Source organism: Aquipseudomonas ullengensis (assembly GCF_014174475.1).
Classification (GTDB): Bacteria; Pseudomonadota; Gammaproteobacteria; order Pseudomonadales; family Pseudomonadaceae; genus Aquipseudomonas; species Aquipseudomonas ullengensis.
The window spans coordinates 533,808-553,374 of the sequence record NZ_JACJUD010000003.1; the positions used below are offsets into that span (position 1 = coordinate 533,808).

Annotated in this window: 19 protein-coding genes; 7 read left to right on the forward strand and 12 right to left on the reverse strand. The window is 62.3% G+C overall.

Going from position 1 to position 19,567, the window contains the following annotated elements; genetic code table 11:
* Positions 1–80: 80 nt before the first annotated feature.
* Genes H3H51_RS11785 through H3H51_RS11795 form a run of 3 tightly spaced genes read left to right on the forward strand, consistent with a single transcriptional unit; the run spans position 81 to position 3,143 of the window.
* The gene (locus tag H3H51_RS11785) at positions 81–1,265 is read left to right on the forward strand and encodes an amino acid ABC transporter permease (protein WP_183089224.1); all 1,185 of its coding nucleotides are present in this window, start codon (positions 81–83) and stop codon (positions 1,263–1,265) included.
* A gap of 9 nt (positions 1,266–1,274) precedes the next feature.
* Positions 1,275–2,372: an amino acid ABC transporter permease gene (locus H3H51_RS11790; RefSeq protein ID WP_183089225.1), complete on the forward strand. Its 1,098-nt coding sequence runs from the start codon at positions 1,275–1,277 to the stop codon at positions 2,370–2,372.
* A 9-nt stretch (positions 2,373–2,381) separates the two neighbouring features.
* Positions 2,382–3,143: an amino acid ABC transporter ATP-binding protein gene (locus H3H51_RS11795; protein ID WP_183089226.1), complete on the forward strand. Its 762-nt coding sequence runs from the start codon at positions 2,382–2,384 to the stop codon at positions 3,141–3,143.
* 145 nt (positions 3,144–3,288) lie between these two features.
* Here the strand turns inward: H3H51_RS11795 and H3H51_RS11800 are convergent, their stop codons facing one another.
* On the reverse strand, positions 3,289–4,242 hold the full coding sequence (locus H3H51_RS11800) for a GlxA family transcriptional regulator (RefSeq protein ID WP_183089227.1): 954 nt from the start codon (positions 4,240–4,242) through the stop codon (positions 3,289–3,291).
* A 120-nt stretch (positions 4,243–4,362) separates the two neighbouring features.
* Between H3H51_RS11800 and H3H51_RS11805 the strand changes: the two genes are divergently transcribed.
* The 4 genes from H3H51_RS11805 (at position 4,363) to H3H51_RS11820 (ending at position 6,898) form a co-directional block, all read left to right on the forward strand.
* On the forward strand, positions 4,363–4,827 hold the full coding sequence (locus H3H51_RS11805) for a nuclear transport factor 2 family protein (protein ID WP_183089228.1): 465 nt from the start codon (positions 4,363–4,365) through the stop codon (positions 4,825–4,827).
* Between the two features lie 76 nt (positions 4,828–4,903).
* Positions 4,904–5,602, forward strand: a complete 699-nt coding sequence (locus tag H3H51_RS11810) for a glutathione S-transferase family protein (protein WP_183089229.1) — start codon at positions 4,904–4,906, stop codon at positions 5,600–5,602.
* Positions 5,599–5,895 carry a GIY-YIG nuclease family protein gene (locus H3H51_RS11815; RefSeq protein WP_183089230.1) on the forward strand — a complete coding sequence of 99 codons (297 nt, stop codon included), beginning with the start codon at positions 5,599–5,601 and terminating at the stop codon, positions 5,893–5,895. Before H3H51_RS11810 ends, H3H51_RS11815 begins: the two co-directional genes overlap by 4 nt.
* A gap of 67 nt (positions 5,896–5,962) precedes the next feature.
* On the forward strand, positions 5,963–6,898 hold the full coding sequence (locus H3H51_RS11820) for a glutathione S-transferase family protein (protein WP_183089231.1): 936 nt from the start codon (positions 5,963–5,965) through the stop codon (positions 6,896–6,898).
* Here H3H51_RS11820 and H3H51_RS11825 read toward each other — a convergent pair.
* From H3H51_RS11825 to H3H51_RS11875, 11 genes are all read right to left on the reverse strand, one after another.
* The gene (locus H3H51_RS11825; protein ID WP_183089232.1) at positions 6,895–7,584 is read right to left on the reverse strand and encodes a helix-turn-helix transcriptional regulator; all 690 of its coding nucleotides are present in this window, start codon (positions 7,582–7,584) and stop codon (positions 6,895–6,897) included. The two genes, H3H51_RS11820 and H3H51_RS11825, sit on opposite strands and share 4 nt — an antisense overlap.
* Before the next feature lie 41 nt (positions 7,585–7,625).
* Positions 7,626–7,997, reverse strand: coding sequence for a hypothetical protein (locus tag H3H51_RS11830; RefSeq protein WP_183089233.1), 372 nt, complete (start codon positions 7,995–7,997; stop codon positions 7,626–7,628).
* Positions 7,998–8,058: 61 nt separating this feature from the next.
* On the reverse strand, positions 8,059–9,231 hold the full coding sequence (locus H3H51_RS11835) for a hypothetical protein (protein ID WP_183089234.1): 1,173 nt from the start codon (positions 9,229–9,231) through the stop codon (positions 8,059–8,061).
* 52 nt (positions 9,232–9,283) lie between these two features.
* A complete protein-coding gene (locus H3H51_RS11840) occupies positions 9,284–9,757 on the reverse strand; it encodes a curlin (protein ID WP_183089235.1) in 474 nt (157 codons plus the stop codon).
* A 123-nt stretch (positions 9,758–9,880) separates the two neighbouring features.
* Entirely contained in the window at positions 9,881–10,729 is an 849-nt protein-coding gene (locus tag H3H51_RS11845) for a CsgG/HfaB family protein (protein ID WP_183089236.1), read from the reverse strand.
* 25 nt (positions 10,730–10,754) lie between these two features.
* Positions 10,755–11,180 carry a curli assembly protein CsgF gene (locus H3H51_RS11850; protein ID WP_183089237.1) on the reverse strand — a complete coding sequence of 142 codons (426 nt, stop codon included), beginning with the start codon at positions 11,178–11,180 and terminating at the stop codon, positions 10,755–10,757.
* A complete protein-coding gene (csgE, locus tag H3H51_RS11855; protein ID WP_183089238.1) occupies positions 11,177–11,566 on the reverse strand; it encodes a curli production assembly/transport protein CsgE in 390 nt (129 codons plus the stop codon). The genes H3H51_RS11850 and csgE overlap by 4 nt, the downstream gene beginning before the upstream one ends.
* On the reverse strand, positions 11,563–12,210 hold the full coding sequence (locus tag H3H51_RS11860) for a helix-turn-helix transcriptional regulator (protein ID WP_183089239.1): 648 nt from the start codon (positions 12,208–12,210) through the stop codon (positions 11,563–11,565). The genes csgE and H3H51_RS11860 overlap by 4 nt, the downstream gene beginning before the upstream one ends.
* A 175-nt stretch (positions 12,211–12,385) precedes the next feature.
* The gene (yejK, locus tag H3H51_RS11865; protein WP_183089240.1) at positions 12,386–13,393 is read right to left on the reverse strand and encodes a nucleoid-associated protein YejK; all 1,008 of its coding nucleotides are present in this window, start codon (positions 13,391–13,393) and stop codon (positions 12,386–12,388) included.
* A gap of 114 nt (positions 13,394–13,507) precedes the next feature.
* Positions 13,508–14,665 (reverse strand): response regulator, encoded by a 1,158-nt coding sequence (locus tag H3H51_RS11870; RefSeq protein WP_183089241.1) that lies wholly within the window; start codon positions 14,663–14,665, stop codon positions 13,508–13,510.
* A gap of 62 nt (positions 14,666–14,727) precedes the next feature.
* Positions 14,728–19,566, reverse strand: a complete 4,839-nt coding sequence (locus H3H51_RS11875; protein ID WP_183089242.1) for a PAS domain S-box protein — start codon at positions 19,564–19,566, stop codon at positions 14,728–14,730.
* Position 19,567 lies beyond the last annotated feature (1 nt).

Below are 19,567 nucleotides of genomic sequence, written 5' to 3' on the forward strand. Positions count from 1 at the left end.
CGCCATGGGGTGAGGGTGTTCCTGATGCCATGAGCTCCACGCTGCTGTGACAGAGCGTGGAGTTTTCAATGAGGGCCCTTATGCAAACTCCCGCCAATATTCAGCGCCCGCGAACGTCGGTTTGGACCGATCCGCAGGTGCGCGCCTGGCTATTCCAGATCATTGCCGTGATCGCCGTCGTGGCGCTCGGCTGGTACCTGTTCCACAACACCCAGACCAACCTGCAGCAGCGCGGGATCATCTCTGGGTTCGGTTTCCTCGAGCAAAGCGCCGGTTTCGGCATTTCCCAGCACCTGATCGACTACACCGAGGCCGACAGCTACGGCCGGGTCTTCGTCATCGGCTTGCTCAATACCCTGCTGGTGTCGGTGATCGGCATCATCCTGGCGACCATCCTCGGCTTCACCATCGGTGTGGCGCGGCTGTCGCCGAACTGGCTGGTCAGCAAGCTGGCCACCATCTACATCGAGATCTTCCGCAACATCCCACCGCTGCTGCAGATATTCTTCTGGTACTTCGCCATCCTCCAGCCGTTGCCTGGGCCGAAGCAGAGCCTGAACCTGGGTGACACGCTGTTCCTCAGCAACCGTGGCCTGAACATGCCATCGCTGGTCATGGATGCCGGGTTCTGGCCGTTCTTTCTGGCGCTGGTGACCGCCATCGTGTGCAGCGTGCTGCTGGCGCGCTGGGCTCGGCAACGGCGCGAGGCAACGGGCCAGTCCTTTCCGGTTGCACTCGGCGTGCTGGCCCTGCTGGTGCTGTTGCCCGGCTTGCTGGCCTTGCTCTGTGGCAGCCCTTTCCACTGGGAGTATCCGGAGCTCAAGGGCTTCAACTTCCGCGGTGGCTGGGTGGTGATTCCCGAGCTGGTGGCCCTGGTGCTGGCGTTGAGCGTGTACACCGCGGCCTTCATCGCCGAGACCGTGCGTTCCGGGATCAAGTCGGTCAGCCACGGCCAGACCGAAGCGGCGCGCTCCCTCGGCCTGCCGGCGAGCAAGACGCTGAAGCTGGTGATCGTGCCGCAGGCACTGCGGGTGATCATTCCGCCGCTGACCAGCCAGTACCTCAACCTGGCGAAGAACTCTTCGCTGGCCGCCGGTATCGGCTATCCGGACATGGTCTCGCTGTTCGCCGGCACGGTGCTCAACCAGACCGGCCAGGCCATCGAGGCCATTGCCATCACCATGAGCGTGTACCTGGCCATCAGCATCAGCATTTCGATCCTGATGAACTGGTACAACAAGCGCATTGCGCTGATCGAGCGGTAAGGAGCAGCCATGCAGACTCATACGTTCAAGCCTGACCTGCCGCCACCGCCACTCAGCGTGGGTGTGGTGGCCTGGGTGCGCAGCAATCTGTTCTCCAGCTGGGCCAATACCCTGCTGACCCTGGTGGCGATCTACCTGGTGTGGCTGATCGTGCCACCGATCCTCAACTGGGCGTTCTTCTCCGCTGACTGGCACGGTACCACCCGCGCCGACTGCACCAGCGAGGGCGCCTGCTGGGTGTTTATCAGCCAGCGTTTCAGCCAGTTCATGTACGGCTTCTACCCGGAAGCGTTGCGCTGGCGCGTCGATCTGACCCTGTGGTTGGCGATCATCGGCGCTTCGCCGTTGTTCATCCCGCTGCTGACGCGCAAGGTGGCCTACGGCCTGGGCTTCGTGGTGATCTACCCGCTGCTGGCCTACTGGCTGTTGCACGGTGGTTTCTTCGGCCTCAGTGAAGTCTCCACCAGCCAGTGGGGCGGCTTGCTGCTGACCCTGGTGATCGCCGCCGTGGGGATTTCCGGTGCCTTGCCGCTGGGCATCCTGCTGGCGCTCGGACGACGCTCGAAGATGCCGGCGATTCGCGTCATCTGCGTGACCTTCATCGAGTTCTGGCGCGGCGTGCCGCTGATTACCGTGCTGTTCATGTCCTCGGTGATGCTGCCGCTGTTCCTCCCCGAGGGGATGAGCTTCGACAAGCTGCTGCGGGCGCTGATCGGGGTGATTCTCTTCCAGTCCGCCTACGTCGCCGAAGTGGTGCGTGGCGGCCTGCAGGCGATCCCCAAGGGGCAGTACGAGGCCGCTGCGGCCATGGGCCTGGGCTACTGGCGGATGATGGGCCTGGTGATCCTGCCGCAGGCGCTCAAGATGGTGATCCCGGGCATCGTCAACACCTTCATCGCCCTGTTCAAGGACACCAGCCTGGTGATCATCATCGGCCTGTTCGACCTCCTCAATAGCATCAAGCGAGCGACCAACGACCCGGCCTGGTTGGGCATGGCCACCGAGGGTTATGTGTTCGCCGCACTGGTGTTCTGGATTTTCTGTTTCGGCATGTCCCGCTACTCCATGCATCTGGAGCGCAAGCTGGACACCGGCCACAAGCGTTAGGAGTGAAACATGACTGAAGCAAACAAAGTGGCCAGTGCCGACCCGATCATCAGTCTGCAGGGCGTGAACAAGTGGTACGGCCAGTTCCACGTGCTCAAGGACATCAACCTGAACGTCAAGCAGGGCGAGCGCATCGTCCTGTGCGGGCCGTCCGGGTCGGGCAAGTCGACCACCATCCGCTGCATCAACCGTCTGGAAGAACACCAGCAGGGGCGGATCATCGTCGACGGCACCGAGCTGACCAACGACCTCAAGCACATCGAGGCGATCCGCAGTGAAGTGGGCATGGTGTTCCAGCACTTCAACCTGTTCCCGCACCTGACCGTGCTGCAGAACTGCACCCTGGCGCCGATCTGGGTACGCAAGATGCCCAAGCGCAAGGCCGAGGAAATCGCCATGCACTTCCTGGAGCGCGTGCGCATTCCCGAGCAGGCCCACAAGTACCCGGGGCAGCTCTCCGGCGGCCAGCAGCAGCGCGTGGCGATTGCCCGGGCGCTGTGCATGAAGCCGAAGATCATGCTGTTCGACGAGCCGACTTCGGCACTCGATCCGGAGATGGTGAAAGAGGTGCTCGACACCATGGTCGGCCTGGCCCAGGACGGCATGACCATGCTCTGTGTGACCCACGAGATGGGCTTCGCCCGTACCGTGGCGGATCGGGTGATCTTCATGGACAAGGGCGAGATCGTCGAACAGAATGAGCCCGACGCCTTCTTCACCAACCCGCAGAACGAGCGCACCAAGCTGTTCCTCAGCCAGATCCTGCACTGAGGTTTGTGCCGCATGACAAGGGGAGCCCACGGGCTCCCTTTTTCTTTGCCGGCGGATAAGCACACGCTCGTGTAGGAGCCAGCTTGCTGGCGATCAGCAGCCTCACAGGGGGCACGGATCGCCAGCAAGCTGGCTCCTACAGGGGTTAGGTGCGCTGGCTCAAGCGCTTGCGAAAAGCCCCCGGTGACTCCCCGCACAGCTGCTTGAACAGCTTGGCGAAGGTGGCGCGGTCGGCATAACCAACCTGCGCCGCGACCTGCTCCAGGGAGCGGGCCGGGTTGCGCAGGGCGGTTTGTGCGGCGCTGATGCGCAGGCGTTGCAGGTAGTCGTTGGGTGTCAGGCCAGTGGCGGCCTTGAAGCGTCGCAGCAGGGTGCGGGTCGAGCAGTGGGCCTGGGCCGCCAGGCGTTCGAGGTCGATGGCTTCGTGGTGATGCTCATGCAGCCAGCGCAATAGTGGCCCGATCAGTCCATCCTCCTCGCGGGGTTCCGGTAGCAGCGGGGCGAAGCGCGATTGCGGCCCGCGCTCGCGCTCTACCACCAGGGCGCTGGCCAGGCGCTGGGCCAGCCAGTCACCGGCATGCCAGGCGATCAGGTGCAGGCACAGGTCGAGCCCGGCCTGGGCGCCGCCGGAGCAGAAACGGTTGGTGTCCTCGGTGAACAACTGCTCGATCTGCAGTTTTGCCTGCGGAAAGCGTTGGCGGAACTCGCTGGCCAGCGACCAGTGGGTGGTGGCACGACGATCATCCAGCGCGCCGGCGGCCGCCAGCAGGAATGCGCCGCTGCACAGGCTGGCCAGTTGCTGTTCGGCGGGGCGCTTGGCCAGCCAGGCGAGCAGGGTGGCGTTGCTGTCGAGCATGCGCGGTACCGAGCTGCCGCTGGCGGGAATCACTACCAGATCGACGTTCTCGGCCAGACGCAGATCGCCGTCGACGCGCACCTGGACGAAACCCAGTTCGACCGGTTGACCATCCTGGCTCACCCGCACGGTGTCGAACAGGCGCTCACCGGCCAACTGGTTGGCCAGGCGAAAGGCATCGTCAGCCATGCTCAGGCTGGAACAGACGGTTTGCGGGCCAACGTACAGGGCGATGCGGATCATTGTGTATTCACAGGCAGGTGTTTGGCGATTATTGACACAAAGTTGTCTTTATCGCCAATCGCCGTGATTGGCGGTGGCGACCATACTTGGCGCCATACCCCAGAGTCGGAGCAGCATGTCATGGCCCACCCCAACGCCGAATTGATCACTCGTTTCTACCAGGCTTTCCAGCACCTCGATGCCGAGACCATGGCCGCCTGCTATGCCGAGGACGTGCAGTTCAGTGATCCGGTGTTTCCCGCCCTGCGCGGCCGCGAGGCGGGCGACATGTGGCGCATGCTGGCGGCTCGCGCGCAGAACTTCTCGCTGACTTTCGACAGCGTGCAGGCGGATGACCAGCAGGGCAGCGCACACTGGGTGGCCACCTACCTGTTCAGCCAGACCGGCAACACCGTGGTCAATCGCATCCAGGCCAACTTTCGCTTTGTCGACGGCAAGATCGTCGAGCACCACGATCATTTCGACCTGTGGCGCTGGGCCCGCCAGGCACTCGGCGCCAAGGGCCTGCTGCTGGGCTGGGCGCCGCCGGTACAGAACGCGATTCGCCAGCAGGCGGCGCGTGGTCTGGCGGCATTCCGTCGGTAGTAGTGCTGCCTAGGGTGTTGGCGTGAGCAGGCGGGATCGCCTACTCTCGCCGGCACCTTTTTGCAGGCTGCCGAAAATGATCACCCTTTACCAATTTCCTGCCGCCTTCGCCGTCCCCAATATCAGCCCTTACTGCCTCAAGCTGGAAACCTTCCTGCGCCTGACTGGCCAACGCTATGAGGTGAAGACCCTCAGTGACCCGCGCCGGGGCCCGAAGGGCAAGCTGCCTTTCGTCGAACTGGAAGGCGAAGTGATTGCCGACTCGGCCATCGTCCTGCGCCACCTCGCCAAACGCTTCAAACTCGATCTGGACAGCCATCTGGATGCCGCCGGCCTGGGCCGCAGCGTGGCGATCACCCGGCTGTGCGACGAGCACCTGGTGCATATCCTGGTGTACTTCCGCTGGGTCGACGACAAGGGCTGGCAGCAGATCAAGCCTGCCTTGTTCGGTCGCCTGCCGGCGACCCTGCGCTGGGTCGTGCCGGCGCTGATGCAACGCAGGGTGCGCGGCAGCCTGCACAGTCAGGGCCTCGGCCGCCACAGCCGCGACGAACTGCTGGCCTTCGCCCGAGAGGACCTGCAGGCGCTGCATGACCTTCTCGGTGCGGCGGACTACTTCGGCGGCGAGCAACCCTGCAGCGCCGATGCGGCGGCCTATGGGGTGCTGGCCAACCTGATTTTCTGCACCCTGGAAACCCCACTGAACCGCATGGCTCGCGAGTTTCCCACGCTGGTGGCCTACTGCGAGCGCCTGCGGGCTGCCTACTGGGCATGAGTACGGCCGAACCCAAAGCCTGGTCGGTATACCTGGTGCGTGCCGAGAACGGCGCGCTGTACTGCGGCATCAGCGACGATCCGCAGCGGCGGTTCGTCCAGCACCAGAGCGGCAAAGGCGCGCGTTTCTTTCACTCCAGCCCGGCACAGGCGCTGGTCTACATCGAGGCCTGCGGGGCCAAGGGCGACGCCTTGCGCCGCGAGCGCGCGATCAAGGCGCTGACCAAGGTGGCCAAGGAGCGCCTAGTACTGGCCGGGCCCATGCAGAACACTGATAGCCCGCTATCAGTCTGAGCGGGTAGGCCGACGGCGGCGCCAGGGTTAAGCTGGCCGCTTACCTGCCACCGACGCGGAGCCCGTCATGCACGAGTTGATCCTGCACCACTACCCGACCTCGCCCTTTGCCGAAAAGGCCCGCCTGCTGTTGGGCTTCAAGCAGCTGTCGTGGCGCTCGGTGATGATCTCGCCGGTGATGCCCAAGCCTGATCTGGTGGCCCTGACCGGTGGCTACCGCAAGACCCCGGTGTTGCAGATCGGCGCCGATATCTACTGCGATACCGCATTGATCGCCCGCCGCCTGGAGGCAGATAAAGCCATTCCAGCCCTGTTCCCGGAAGGCCAGGAGTTCGTCGCGGCCAGCTTCGCCCAGTGGGTCGACTCGGTGGTGTTCCAACATGCGGTGAGCCTGGTGTTCCAGCCAGAATCGGTCGCCGTGCGTTTTGCCAAGCTACCGCCGGAAGCGATCAAGGCCTTTATCGCCGACCGCGCCGGGTTGTTCAGCGGCGGCACTGCCACCCGCGTTCCGGCGGATGTCGCCAAGCACAACTGGCCGAGCATCATGGCGCGCCTGGAGCAGCAGCTGTCCCGCGAGGACGGCGATTTCCTCTTCGGCGCGCCATCGATTGCCGACTTCTCCCTGGCCCACTGCCTGTGGTTCCTCAAGGCCACGCCGGTGACAGCTCCGCTGGTGGACGACTACCCGACCGTCAGCGCCTGGTTGGGCCGGGTGCTGGGCTTCGGCCACGGCGCGGCCAGCCCGCTGACTGCGGAGGAGGCCATCGAGATCGCCCGTACCGCAACGCCAGCGGCGTTGCCGGATGAACAGTTCGTCGAGCCCAATGGCTTCCAGGCCGGGCAACGGGTGAAGATCGCCGCAACCGACTACGGCGTGGACCCGGTGGAAGGCGAGCTGCTGTTCGCCGGTCGTGAGGAGCTGATCCTGCGCCGCGAAGACGAGCGTGCCGGCGTGGTGCATGTGCACTTCCCGCGGCTGGGCTTTCGCATCGAGGCCTGCTAACGAGGCTGTTGGCGAGCACTGGTCCGCAGGGCGCGACGGTTGCAGCCCTGGAGGGTGCTCGTCTCGTTCTGCAAGCCGGCGGCATGCGCCCACTGCAAGGCCTCCAGACGATTGCGGACGCCCAGCTTGCGGAACAGGTTGTAGAGGTGGCGTTTGACCGTGCTTTCCTGCACGTTCAGAACCTGGCTGATTTGCCGGTTGTTCTCTGCCGCCAGCAGCCCGTGGATGACCTGCCACTCCCTGCGCGTCAGGTCCGGCAAACTCGTGGTGACAGCGCGTTTGCCGACCCGTTGACGTTCGAATGCCTGGGCCAGAAATGCACGGGGCAGCCATAGCTCGCCGCGTGTCACGCAATGGATTGCCGGTAATAGGGTGGTCAGCGGCTCATCCCGGTGCAGCAAGCCATACACGCCAGGATTGAACAGCAGAAAATCTTCAGCGAACGGTTTTGCTGCGTTGATCAGTAGCCAGCGGCCATGCGTGAGCATGCACTGTGCGGGCCTGGAAAGATGAAGAGGGTTCTGCAGCAGGCGCAGGTCGAATACGCCGATGGAGTGCGCCGCTAACGGGCTTGTGCGCTGTTTCAGCAATCGGGTCGCAATACCATGCTGGCGAAGGTGGCAGATCAGGTTGCTGGTTTGCTCATCCCTGGGTGCCAGCAGGTGGAGCTGTGGTGAAGTTTCCATTCCGTGGATGCACATGTTCGATCAGTTTGAGGGTGTGCATGTTATAGCGGCGTGGTGGCGCTTTGATGGCTGCTTTCTGTCGCGTTGTTGAACTCGCTAGCAGAAATCTGCCGGAAAATTTCCGCCTGTGGTTGCCCGTCCAGCCACCAGCGCAAGCGAATGGCGATTTGCTGATCGGCCTGCCAGCCCTGGCGGTTGGTGGCAGGGCATTGCTCTGTGCTGGCAAGGCGCAGAGTGCCCTTTTGCCGGCTATGGCTCACGCCTGCGCGGCCGTGCAGCTCTATATCCAGCTCGAAATGTACGTGCTGGTCTTGCCCGCTGAAGCACGGGCGAATTTGCCACTGGCTTTCCAGGCGTTGCAGCTCAAGGCTGGCGACGGGTTGAGTCGGTGGTGTGTCCAGCGCAATCAGCATGGGTGACCCCCTGTATGCAAACTGCCAGCCCTAGGGCTGGCAGTCTGTGTTTCGGCAATTATCAGTTTTGGCTGACGGTTGCCAGGTTCGAGTTGCCGTACTGGTGCACGTTGGCGTAGTTGCCGGTGCTGGTCTGGGTCACGTATGCCTCGTTGCCGGCACCACCCTGGCCAACGTGCGCCGAGAGCTGGTCACCGGTCTGGCTGATTTGGGCCAGGTTGTCATTGCCGTAGTCCTGATGAACGTAGGCATAGTTGTCGTTGCCGACCTGGTCGACATCGGTGGTGTTGTCGGTGCCGTAGCTGTAACCAGCCACATAGTTGCTGTCGCCGTTCTGGTCAGCGGTCAGCACGTTGCTTTCGCCAGACTGGGAGAAGTACAGCTCGTTGGCATTACCCGACTGGTTGACGGTGGCCTGGTTGCCGTCGCCATCCTGGGTGGTGGTGGCAGTGGAGCCGTTGCCGCTCTGATTGAGGCTGGCAACGTTGTTGTTGCCAGTCTGGGTCACGTTGGCGTCATGGCCGTCACCCTGCTGCAGCAGGGCGATGCTGTTGTCGTCGCCATTCTGGTTCAGCGAGGCAGTTTGGTTCGAACCGTACTGGCCGCCTACTGGTGAGGTGGACCAGGAGTTGCCGGTGATGGCGTTGCCGTTGCCGACGCTGGAGGTGGTCAGCGCATGGCCGCTGCCTTCCTGCTGGAAGTCATGACGGTTGCCGGTACCTTCCTGGTAGATGCTGGCCGTCGAGGTGTAGGTGCCGGTGTACTGGTCCAGATGCACATGGTTGACGTCGCCGTTCTGGGTAACGCTTGCCGAGTTGGCGTCGCCGCTCCACTGGTGCACGGTGCTGTCGTTGCTGTTGCCGTTCTGGTTTACCGAGGCGTTGCTGTTGGTCTGCGAGGACTGCTCGGTAATGGCGTAGTTGTTGCTGCCGGTCTGGTTCTGGCTGGAGGTGTTGTTCTGCGCGCTGGATTGCCAGGTAGAGGTCGAGTTACCGGTGCCCGACTGGCTTTGATAGGCAGAGTTATTGGTGGCGTAGCTCTGGTTGACGTTGGCGTTGTTGAGGTCGCCCGACTGCGACTGCGAGGCGTAGTTGGATTGCGCCGAAACCGTCTGGTTGATGCTGGCATTGTTGTCGTTGCCAGACTGGGACTGATCGGCGCCGTTGTTGGCTGCCATGGCCTGGACGCTGGCTACGGTCAGAAGGGCAGCGACAAGAGGCTTGAATTTGAACATGGTGTTTCTCCTAGTTGCGTTGGCGTTCACACGACGAGAGTGGGCGTCGAATTCAGCGGTACTGGCGAACCTGTACGCTCTGACTGCTTCCGTATTGCTTGATACTGCTTTGCAGGCCGTTGCCACTCTGTTCGATGAGGGCATGGTTGTTTGCTCCGAGCTGCTCGATAGCCGCCTGGTTATAGGCACCGCTTTGGCTGATAAGGGCTGAGTTGGCTACGCCGACCTGGCTGATTAGCGCCAGGTGCTGGCTGCCTTGCTGGAGGATGAAGGCCTCCTGGGCGCTGCCGGTTTGTGCGATGCCGGCCAGCAGTTGCTGGCCCTGCTGAACAATGCCCGCTTCATTGAGTTGCCCGGCTTGTTGGATCGCTGCCAGCTGTGTGGCATGGCTGGCCGGCAAGTGCAGATCATCCAGCGTGGATAGGTCGTAGTTGTCCGGCAGGCTGTCGGCTAGCGCATTAGTCGTGTTGAACAGCAGCGCTGAAGCGAAGACGACAACCTGAAGAAAACCCGCCAGAAGACGCATGATCCATTCCGCATTGACCGTTCGAGTGGCGGCTAGTGTCGGGGTGTGGTGGGCGGTGAGCCATCAATCAATAGGCGGAAAATCTGCGGCTTGATTCGATGAAAAGGATTAAGCCGCTGGTTCCTACAGCGCCGGCGCTGGTCGTTGCAGGTACTTGGCCAGGATGGTCTGGGCGGGGTCGACATTCGCCGCTGTCATCCAGAACTGCCGCTCGACGCCTTGAGCGATCAGGTGCGCGACGGCCGCCTCTATCGCCGCCAGCACGCAGAGTTGCGCCGGTTCGTTGGTGGTGTAGCCCGCCTCCAGTTGCAAGAGATCCTTGAACTCGATGAACTTGAATACGCCGGCGTTGCGGCCTACCGAGTAGATGGTCTTGGAGGTCATGACATTGGCCAGGACTTCGCCACTGCGCACATCGACGGCGCGCAGGCTGACAGTCACCTGATCGACCCGGTACTCCACCGCTGAGCCGACTCCCAGGTAGCGCGCACCTTCACCGCCGCTGCGGATATTGGTGTCGTAGGCCACCACGCCGCCTTCCAGCAGCAGGTTGGCTGCCTGTAGCGACGGCAATTCCTGCTGGATGTTCTTGGCCACCTCGGGCTTGGTCTGTGAGGCGCGGATGATCTTGCGCTCGGTCAGTACGTTCTGCAGGCCTTCACGTTCGAGCACGCGGAACCAGCCGCTGGTTTGCAGGGCATCCATCAGCATGCTGGCACCGCCCTGGGTCACGGCTGTGGAGAACGAGCTGGCCGGTACCGGTTTGTATTGGCCGCTCTGGTCGCGAAAGCCGTAGACCGCTGCCACCAGCTTGCCGCGTGGACGGGGCAGGTTAAGCAGGTCGTAGTAAGTCGAGGCACGCGGGGTCAGGGTGGGGATTTGCTCTTCCTGCTCGGCAGGCATCGGCTCGCGCAGGGTGCTGCAGCCTTGCAGCAGGAGTAACAGGGATATGGCAACAGTGAGTCGTTTCATGACAATGGGCATCCGGCCGGGTCATTCAGTTGCTGGGGTCGAGTCCGTTGATGGCGACTTCGGACATTTCACCGGTAAGGCGGTCGGTGATCTGGATCGTCAGGCTGCCGGAGTCATCGACGATGTTGACGATGAAATCATCGGTGGTCAGGCTGCCGGAGTTGCCATCGCCCACATCGCTGAGCAGTTGCGAGAGCAGGCGCGATTCCAGCTGATTGCTGAAACGCTCCAGCGCGGAAGGGGCGGTGTAGCCGCTGCGTGATTGGCTCTTGGGGTCATCGAAATCGTTCTGCGCCTGGGCGGCACCGAGCAGCCAGCTACCGTTTAGCGGGCTGCCACCGAAGGCCGGATCCACGGGCGTGTAGACCAGCTCCGTGGCTTGGCTGGCAGACCCAGCCAGTGCGCCGCTAAGGGCGAGAAACAGCGTGGCGTACCTGCGTTGGTTTTTCATAGTTCATCCTTGCCGATGTCGGTGGAGTCTTGCAGTAAGCGTTCGATTTTTTGCCGGGCGATACGCTCCTTGATCTGGTCGGCAGCCTGTTCGGCCAGTGGCTTGAGCTCGGCGGTATTGGGTTGCAGGAAGCTGCGATAGATCGTCTGGTTTTCATGCTCGACCCAGACCAGGCTGCCCCAGCGTGCCGAGGGCCGTTCGCGCACCACCAGGTTGAAATCCAGGGCACTGGTGTCGCGCAGGCGGTCGCTGAAGTAGCGGTAGAACTCGTGGCCGATGCGCGAGATGGTGTTGTCGATGATGAAGCCGCGCAGCTCATCCTCGTTCGCACAGAGCGTTGGCGCGCTGTAGATCAACAGCAGCAGGCACAGGCTGGCGACTCTCATGGCTGACTGCTGGCCTGCATGAGGAATACCGCTTCTGCGCGGTTGGCGGCGCCAATCTTGCGCAGCAGGTTGTGGATATGGCTCTTGATCGTGTGCGGGCTCAGGCACAGATGGGCGGCGATTTCGGCATTCGGCAGACCTTTGCGCACCAGTTCGAGAATTTCTCGTTCGCGCTGGGTCAGTCGCGCATGGGGGCAGGCCGGCTGACGCAAGCGGCGGAGTTGACGCAGCAGCCGCTCCATCAGGCCGCGTGGCAGCCAGTCCCCACCCTTGAGCAGGACATTGACGCCTAGCAGAAACTGGTCGCGCGGGCAGCTGCTGTAGAACACCCCGTTGATCCAGGGGTAGGTCTCGACCAGTTCTTCGGCTTGTGTCTGACTGCTGTTGACCAGGGCGGTCGGCACTCTGCTGTAGAGCTGGGCGAATACCGCATCAAGGTCTTCGCCGGAAAAGCTTTGCACGTCCAGGAGCCACAGGGAGACATCGGCACTGATCTGGCTGATGTCGGCCGAGGCGCGTAACTGCAGGGAAAGGTCGTGGTCGATGTAGTGATGGAGCAACTGGCCGAGTAGCTCGTTGCCACTCAGCAGGCCAAGGCAGGTTGGCGTGCTGCTCGCACTGAGTTGAGTGAGTTCCCGATCCATGGGGTGCAGTCCTGAAGCCAAATCAGGCTGCCACCCTAGCGGATTAATCCTGTCGGGAAAAATGCCTGATTCGGCTAAGCAGGTGGCGTCTGATGGGCCTTCTGCACAGTAACTGCAACCTTGGTTGTAGTTTGCGTTGCAGCCGCGCGTCGCCTGTGCGGCTACTCCGGCTGAGTCAGTCCTTGCGGCGCTTGAGCTGGTCCTTCAGCTGGGTCGGTAGCTGGCGGATGATCAGCATGTCGCGCGCCTCGTCGTACTCGATGGCCGAGCCCAGCAGGTGCGACTCGAAGCTGATCGACAGCCCCTCGGCGCGGCCGGTGAAGCGGCGGAACTGGTTGAGGGTGCGTTTGTCCGCGGGGAATTCCGGTGCCAGGCCGTAATCCTTGTTGCGGATGTGCTCGTAGAAGGCGCGCGGGCGGTCTTCGTCGATCAGCCCGGAGAGGTCTTCCAGGGTCATCGGTTCGCCGATCTTGGCCTGGCTGCTGGCGTAGTCGACCAGGGTATCGGTTTTGGCGCGGGCCTGTTCTTCCGGCAGGTCTTCGCTCTCGACGAAATCGCTGAAGGCCTTGAGCAGGGTGCGCGTCTCGCTCGGTGCATCGACGCCTTCCTGGCAGCCGATGAAGTCGCGGAAGTAGTCCGACACCTTCTTGCCATTCTTGCCGCGGATGAACGAGATGTACTGCTTGGACTGCTTGTTGTTCTGCCACTCGGAGATGTTGATGCGCGCGGCCAGGTGCAGCTGGCCGAGGTCGAGGTGCTTGGCCGGGGTCACGTCCAGCGCGTCGGTCACCGCCACGCCTTCGCTGTGGTGCAGCAGGGCGATCGCCAGGTAGTCGGTCATGCCTTGCTGGTAGTGCGCCAGCAGCACGTGGCCGCCGGTGGACAGGTTGGATTCTTCCATCAGTTTTTGCAGCTGCCCGACGGCCTGGCGGCTGAACGCGGTGAAGTCCTGTTCGTTGTCCAGGTAGGCCTTGAGCCAGCCACTGAAGGGGTAGGCCCCGGATTCCTCGTGGAACAGGCCCCAGGCTTTGCCCTGCTTGGCGTTGTAGCTTTCGTTGAGGTCGGCCAGCAGGTTTTCCATGGCCTGCGAGGCGCTCAGCTCGCTGTCGCGCGCATGCAGCACGGCGGGCGTGCCGTCGGGTTTCTTGTCGATCAGGTGGACGATGCAGTGGCGGATCGGCATGGCGGCCTCGTGGTGCAGAAACGGAAAGCGCGCATGTTACCCGACCTGGGCCGCTTCGGGACGTCGAGGCGCTTCGGGCTGACGGCTGCCGGTTCAGGGTTTCCGACAAACACTTCAGCGTTCGCCTGCCTGCCGCTCAAGCTGTTCTTTCTTTTTCTCCATATCCTGATCGGAGTCCGCATAGCGTGCGGCGATGGTGCGGAATTGCTCCTGCAACTCGAGAAAGGCGTCGACCATGTCGGGGTCGAAGTGGCTGCCTCTGCCTTCGGCGATGATGTCCACCGCTTTTTCGTGTGGCATACCTTCCTTGTAAACGCGGCGGCTGATCAGGGCGTCGTAGACATCTGCGACAGCCATCAGCCGGGCAGACACCGGAATATCGTCGCCGCTGATTCCCTCCGGGTAACCCGAGCCATTCCATTTCTCCTGGTGGGCATAGGCGATTTCCTTGGCCATGGAGAGGAACTCCACCTTCATGCCCAGCAACTCCTCGGCATGGGCGATGGCATCCCGCCCGAGCGTGGTATGCGACTTCATGATCTCGAATTCTTCCGGCGTGAACTTGCCGGGCTTGAGCAGAATGCGGTCGGGAATGCCGACCTTGCCGATGTCGTGCAGCGGCGCCGACTTGAACAGCATGGTGATGTAGTGATCGGTCAGCGTGGCGGCAAAGCGCGGGTGGCTTTTGAGCTTTTCCGCCAGGGCTTTGACATAAAACTGGGTGCGCCGGATGTGGTTGCCGGTGTCGGAGTCGCGCGTTTCCGCCAGCGAGGCCATGGCCAATATGGTGACGTCCTGGATGGCCATGACTTCGCGCGTGCGCTTGGTGACCTCCTGCTCCAGGTAGTCGTTCTGGTCACGCAGGAAGTCGGCTTGCGCTTTCATCGCCAGATGGGTCTTCACGCGCGCCATGACGATGGGCGGGCTGATCGGTTTGGTGATGTAGTCGACGGCGCCGAGCTCAAAACCTTTTCTTTCATCCTCGACGGCGACCTTGGCCGTCAGGAAGATAACTGGAATGTCGCGCGTAGCAGGGTCTTGCTTGAGCCGCTGGCAGACTTCATAGCCATCCATGTCGGGCATCATGATGTCGAGCAGGATCAGATCGGGTGGCGTGCCGGTGTGGCTGATCCTCAAGGCCTTTTCGCCACTGTTGGCCACCTTGACCCGGTAGTTGCCCTTGAGCAGGTCACTCATCAGCGCAAGGTTGTCTGGCGTATCGTCAACCACAAGTACAGTGGCTTTTTCGAGCAAATTGACATCCAGTTCCATGGGGCGCCTCTCCGGGGTTCGTTGTTTGCCTTTAACGCAGGGCTTGGCTCAGCTGATGTTGGTCACGCCCACACAATTGCCGTTAACCGCTCCAGTGCCGCGTCGAAATCATAGCTTTCGATGGCAATGGCGACCGGTCTCAGGGATTGCTCCAAGGCACTGCCTTTGGCTTTCTCCATCAACCTATCCAGCAGTTCGCTGGCTTGCGCGTCGCTATCTTCCAGCAGTTTTTGCAACTGCGAGAGCCTGGTTTTGAGTTCTGCCGCGGGCATGGCTTCGCCTTGTACGACGGGTGGTTTGTCGGTTGCGCCGACGCTGTGTAAACCCTCGATGAGTGGCGTCAACTCGGCCAGCAGATGCTCCAGCAGTTCACCGATCTTCTCTGCGGGTGCTTGGTCATTGCAGGCCCGCTCGAGCTCAGCGGCTGCCGCCTCGACGGCCTTGGCGCCGATATTGCCGGCCGTGCCCCGCAGCGTGTGAGCCGCACGGGTGGCGGCCTGCGGGTCGGCATCAAGCTGCGCGGCAGCGAACAGCTCGGCGAACCTGCCCTGGCTGTCGCGAAACTTGCTCAGCATGCGGCGGTAGAGCTTGGCATTGTTCATGGTCGTGGCCATGCCGGCCTGGATATTGATACCGGGCAGGGCCGGCAATTCGTCATCGGTCTGGCTCGATGTCGCAGTGTGAGTCGCTGGGTGGTCAGCGCTGACGTTCGGCTTTATCCACTTGGCCAGGGTGGCAAACATTTCACCCACATTGAGCGGCTTGGCGATGTGGTCCCACATCCCGGCTTCGATGACTTTTTCCTTGTCGCCCGCCATGGCGTTGGCGGTCATGGCGATGATGGGCAAGGTCTGATGGGCAGGTTGCCTACGGATTTCGCGGGTGGCCGTGTAGCCATCCATGACGGGCATCTGGCAATCCATCAGCACGCCATCAAAGCCCTGGTCGTTGGCCAGTATATCGAGCGCCTCCTGGCCGTTATTGGCCAGTACAACTGTTATGCCGGCTTGGCTGAGGAGCTCCATGGCCAGCTCCTGGTTCATGTCGTTGTCTTCCACCAGCAGCACGCGGGCACCCTTTAACCTGGCGATGGCCTCGTCATGGTTTTCCGTTTTCTCGTTGGCGCGGGTCTCGGCGATGAAGCCCTTGCCAAGCGCGTCGCCTATGGCTTCGAGCAGGGTCGATGAGGTCACGGGTTTGGTCAGTACGGTTTTGAGCGCAACGCCGCGGTTTTCGGCCGAACTGAGTGCGTCCTCGCGGCCATAAGCGGTGACCATGATGACGGCTGGCGTCCTGCTGAGCTGTTCGTTCTGCAGGCGATGAATCGTTTCGACCCCATCCATGCCGGGCATCTTCCAGTCCATCAGGACGAGGTCGTAAGGCAGTTCCTGTTTTTCCGCCGCCATGATCATGTGCAGTGCCTGGGCGCCGTCCCAGGCGGCGTCGACTTCAAGCCCGAAAGAGTCGGCCATGGTGGAGAGTATTTCTCGCGCCGAGGCATTGTCGTCGACCACCAGTACGCGCAAGCCAAACAGTTCGTCGGCACGGAACATACGGCGGGGCATGGGTTCGGCCTGCAGGCCGAAGCGGGCATTGAAGTGAAAGGTGGAGCCTTGGCCAACTTCGCTCTCGACCCAGATCTGGCCTTGCATCAGTTCAACCAGATTCTTCGAAATAACCAGGCCAAGGCCCGTGCCACCATATTTGCGCGTGGTCGAGGCGTCCGCCTGGCTGAAGGACTGGAACATTTTGGCGCATTGCTCGGGCGTCATGCCGATGCCGGTATCCCTGACCCAGAAGTGCAGCGCTACCTCGCCTGCTTCCTCGGCGATTCTTTCCACGCCGATCACCACCTCTCCGGTACTGGTGAACTTGGCCGCATTGTTGCCGAGGTTGATCAGCACCTGGCCCAGTCGCAAGGGGTCGCCAATCAGTGCGGTCGGTACATCCGCCGCAGCGCTGAAGAGTAACTCCAGGCCCTTGTCCTCGGTCTTCATGCCGACCAGATTGGCCAGGTTGTCCATGACATCCTCAAGGCGGAACTCGATGCTTTCCATCGACATCTTGCCGGCCTCGATTTTCGAGAAGTCGAGGATGTCGTTGATGATGCCGAGCAGGTTCTCGCCCGAGCGATGCACTTTCTCGATGTAGTTGCGCTGTTTCTTGTCCAGTGCTGTTTGCAGGGCCAGGTGGGACATGCCGATGATGGCGTTCATCGGGGTACGGATTTCGTGGCTCATATTGGCCAGGAAGTCGCTCTTGGCCTTGGTCGCTTCCTCGGCAATCTCCTTGGCCTGGCGGATGGCCATTTCGGCCGCCTTGCGCTCGGTGATGTCCTGATAGGCACCGTACATATAGCGGGCATTGCCGCTGGCATCGCGTATCAGTTTGCCGTTGGCATGAATCCATACGATGCGGCCGTCGATGGGGCGTTTATAGGCATAGGTGGCATCGTAGAACTCATAGCGCCCCTCGATCGCCCCCTGGTAGCGCTCTGCAGCGAGTGCCGCGCTCTCGGCATCGGCCTCTTCCAGGCGGGCAAACCACTCGTCTTGCAAGTGATAGCGGCCATCAGGCTTGAGCGGTTCGCCGAGAATGCGTGCTGCCCGCTCCGACTGGAGGTAATAGCCCGGGTCCTGGTAGTCCACCTGCCAGTAGCCACAGCCGGTCAGCTCCAGGGCGATGTCCGAGAGGAAGTTGGCGCGGGTCAGGCGCTCGGCTGCGTCTTTGCGTTCGGTAATGTCGCGGAAGACGACGACCGAACCCACCAGGGCGTCATCCTTGTGGATGGGGGTTGTCGAATACTCGACCGGGAAGGCGCTGCCATCCTTGCGCCACAGTACTTCGTTGTCCACGGTGCGCGCCTGGCCATCGATACTCGTCAGGTACATCGAGCACTCATCGCGCGGGAATTCGCGACCGTCGGCATAGTGGTGGTGGATCAGCGCGTGCAGCGATTTGCCGACCATCTCGTCGGCCTCGAAGCCCAGCATCGCCGGCGCTGCGGGGTTGGCGAAGGTCATCATGCCGTCGGCATCCAGGCCGATAATGCCGTCATTGACCGAGGCGAGGATCAGGCGGCTGCGTTCTTCCAGCGCCGCGAGACGATCTGCCGCGACCTTGCGCTCCGTGACATCGCGCACCGAGGCGCACACGCAATGTTGCTGGCCGCCTAGCGCGGGCAGGCGTGCCAGGCCAACTTCGACGGAGAACTCGCTGCCGTCCTTGCGTGTGCCGCGCAGGTCATGGCCACTCATGCCCATTCGCCGGGTGCCGCCCTCACCGATAAAACCGTCACGCAGCGCAACATGCGCGCCGCGTATCGCGTGGGGTACCAGCACTTCGATCGGCTGGCCGATCAGTTCGCCGGGGGCATAGCCAAACATGGCATCAATCTGGCTGTTGGCCATGACCAGCTTGCCGTGCATGTCGATAACCAGCATGCCGTCGGGTGCCGACTCAATGATGCCGCGGTACCAGACCTCGGTGGCCTGGAGCGCGGCCTGCTGCGCCTCCAGTTCCACGGTTTGCGCTTCAAGCTGGTTGGCCTGGCGCTCCATCTTGCTGGCCTGGCGCTGGGTTTCCTCCAGCAACGCCCGGGCTTTGGCCTGGCGCTCGAGGATCTCGATATTCATGGCCAGGGTCGGCAGCACTTCGTCGAGCAGCGCCTGTTCGCGGTGGCCAAAGTTGTCGATGGTGGCTAGTTCGATCACCGCCAGCAGGCGTTCGCCGCGCAGGACCGGGAGGATGGCAATGCTGCGCGGTGCGCCTTCGCCCAGGCTGGAACGAATGCGCAGGTAGTCGGCGGGCGGCTGGCTGAGAATGATGCGCTGGCGCTCCAGTGCACTCTGGCCGACCAGCCCCTGGCCCAGATTGAAGTACTGATCAAGATGCTGCTGGTCGGAGCCGGCATAACTGCCCAGCAAGCGGATGCGGCGCTGTTCTTCCTCATGGATGTAAACGGCGCCGTGGCCGAGCGTCAGCAAGGGCGCTATGCCGGAAAGAAAACAGCTGGCCAGATCGCTGAAGCTGTCGGCAGCCTGCAACTGACTGGCCAGGGTGGCCTGGTGCATTTTGATCCAGCGCTGCATCTCCATGGTTTGCGCACCGGCTTGCAGGACCGTGATGGCGCGTGCCAGGTCTCCGGTTTCGTTGGGGTAGTCGGTATGCGGCACCACGTGTGCCAATTGGCCGGCCGCCAGCTGTTCTACAGCGGTGCGAATGCGCTCGGTTGGCCGCAGGATGGAGCGCGCAACCACCAGGGTCAGCGCAATGACCGTGGCGATCCCCGCGAGCAGCAGCAGTAGAGACAGCACCTCGCTTTGCTCCGCGTGCTCTACGGCGGCCGAGACCGTGGCCTTGGCCCGGCTTTCCTTGGTGTTTACGACCTCGTTCAGTGCGGCATTGGTTGCCAGCCCGGCGTTCTGCAGTTCAGCTGAGGTGACAATGGCCCGTGCATCACCAGGCTTGTCCAGTTGCAGCAGGGTAACGGCCTTGTCGACGTCGCGGATGTAGACGGTAAACGCCGCCTCGAACTCCGCCAGGGTCCTGTGATCCTCTTCCACGAGAATCCGTGGGCGCAGTTCAGCGATAGCCTGGGGTACTGCGCTGCGTGTCTGAGCCAGCAGGGCCAGTGCCTCCTGGCGAGCGCTCGCGTCAGGAGCAAGTACTGCCTGGCGTAGATGGCGCCCAATCAGGATGTAATTGACTTGGGCCTCTCGGGCGCTGGAGATCCCCAGTAGTTCCTTTTCATACAGCGCGTGCAGGTCGCGGCTCAAGCTGCGTTGGCTCAGTAGGCCTTCAATGGCCAAACCTGCGGCAATCAATAGCAGGGCAACAAATGCCAGGGCGAATTTTTGCGCCAGGGGGCGCCGCTCCAGTGCCGTCATCAGAAAACTCATC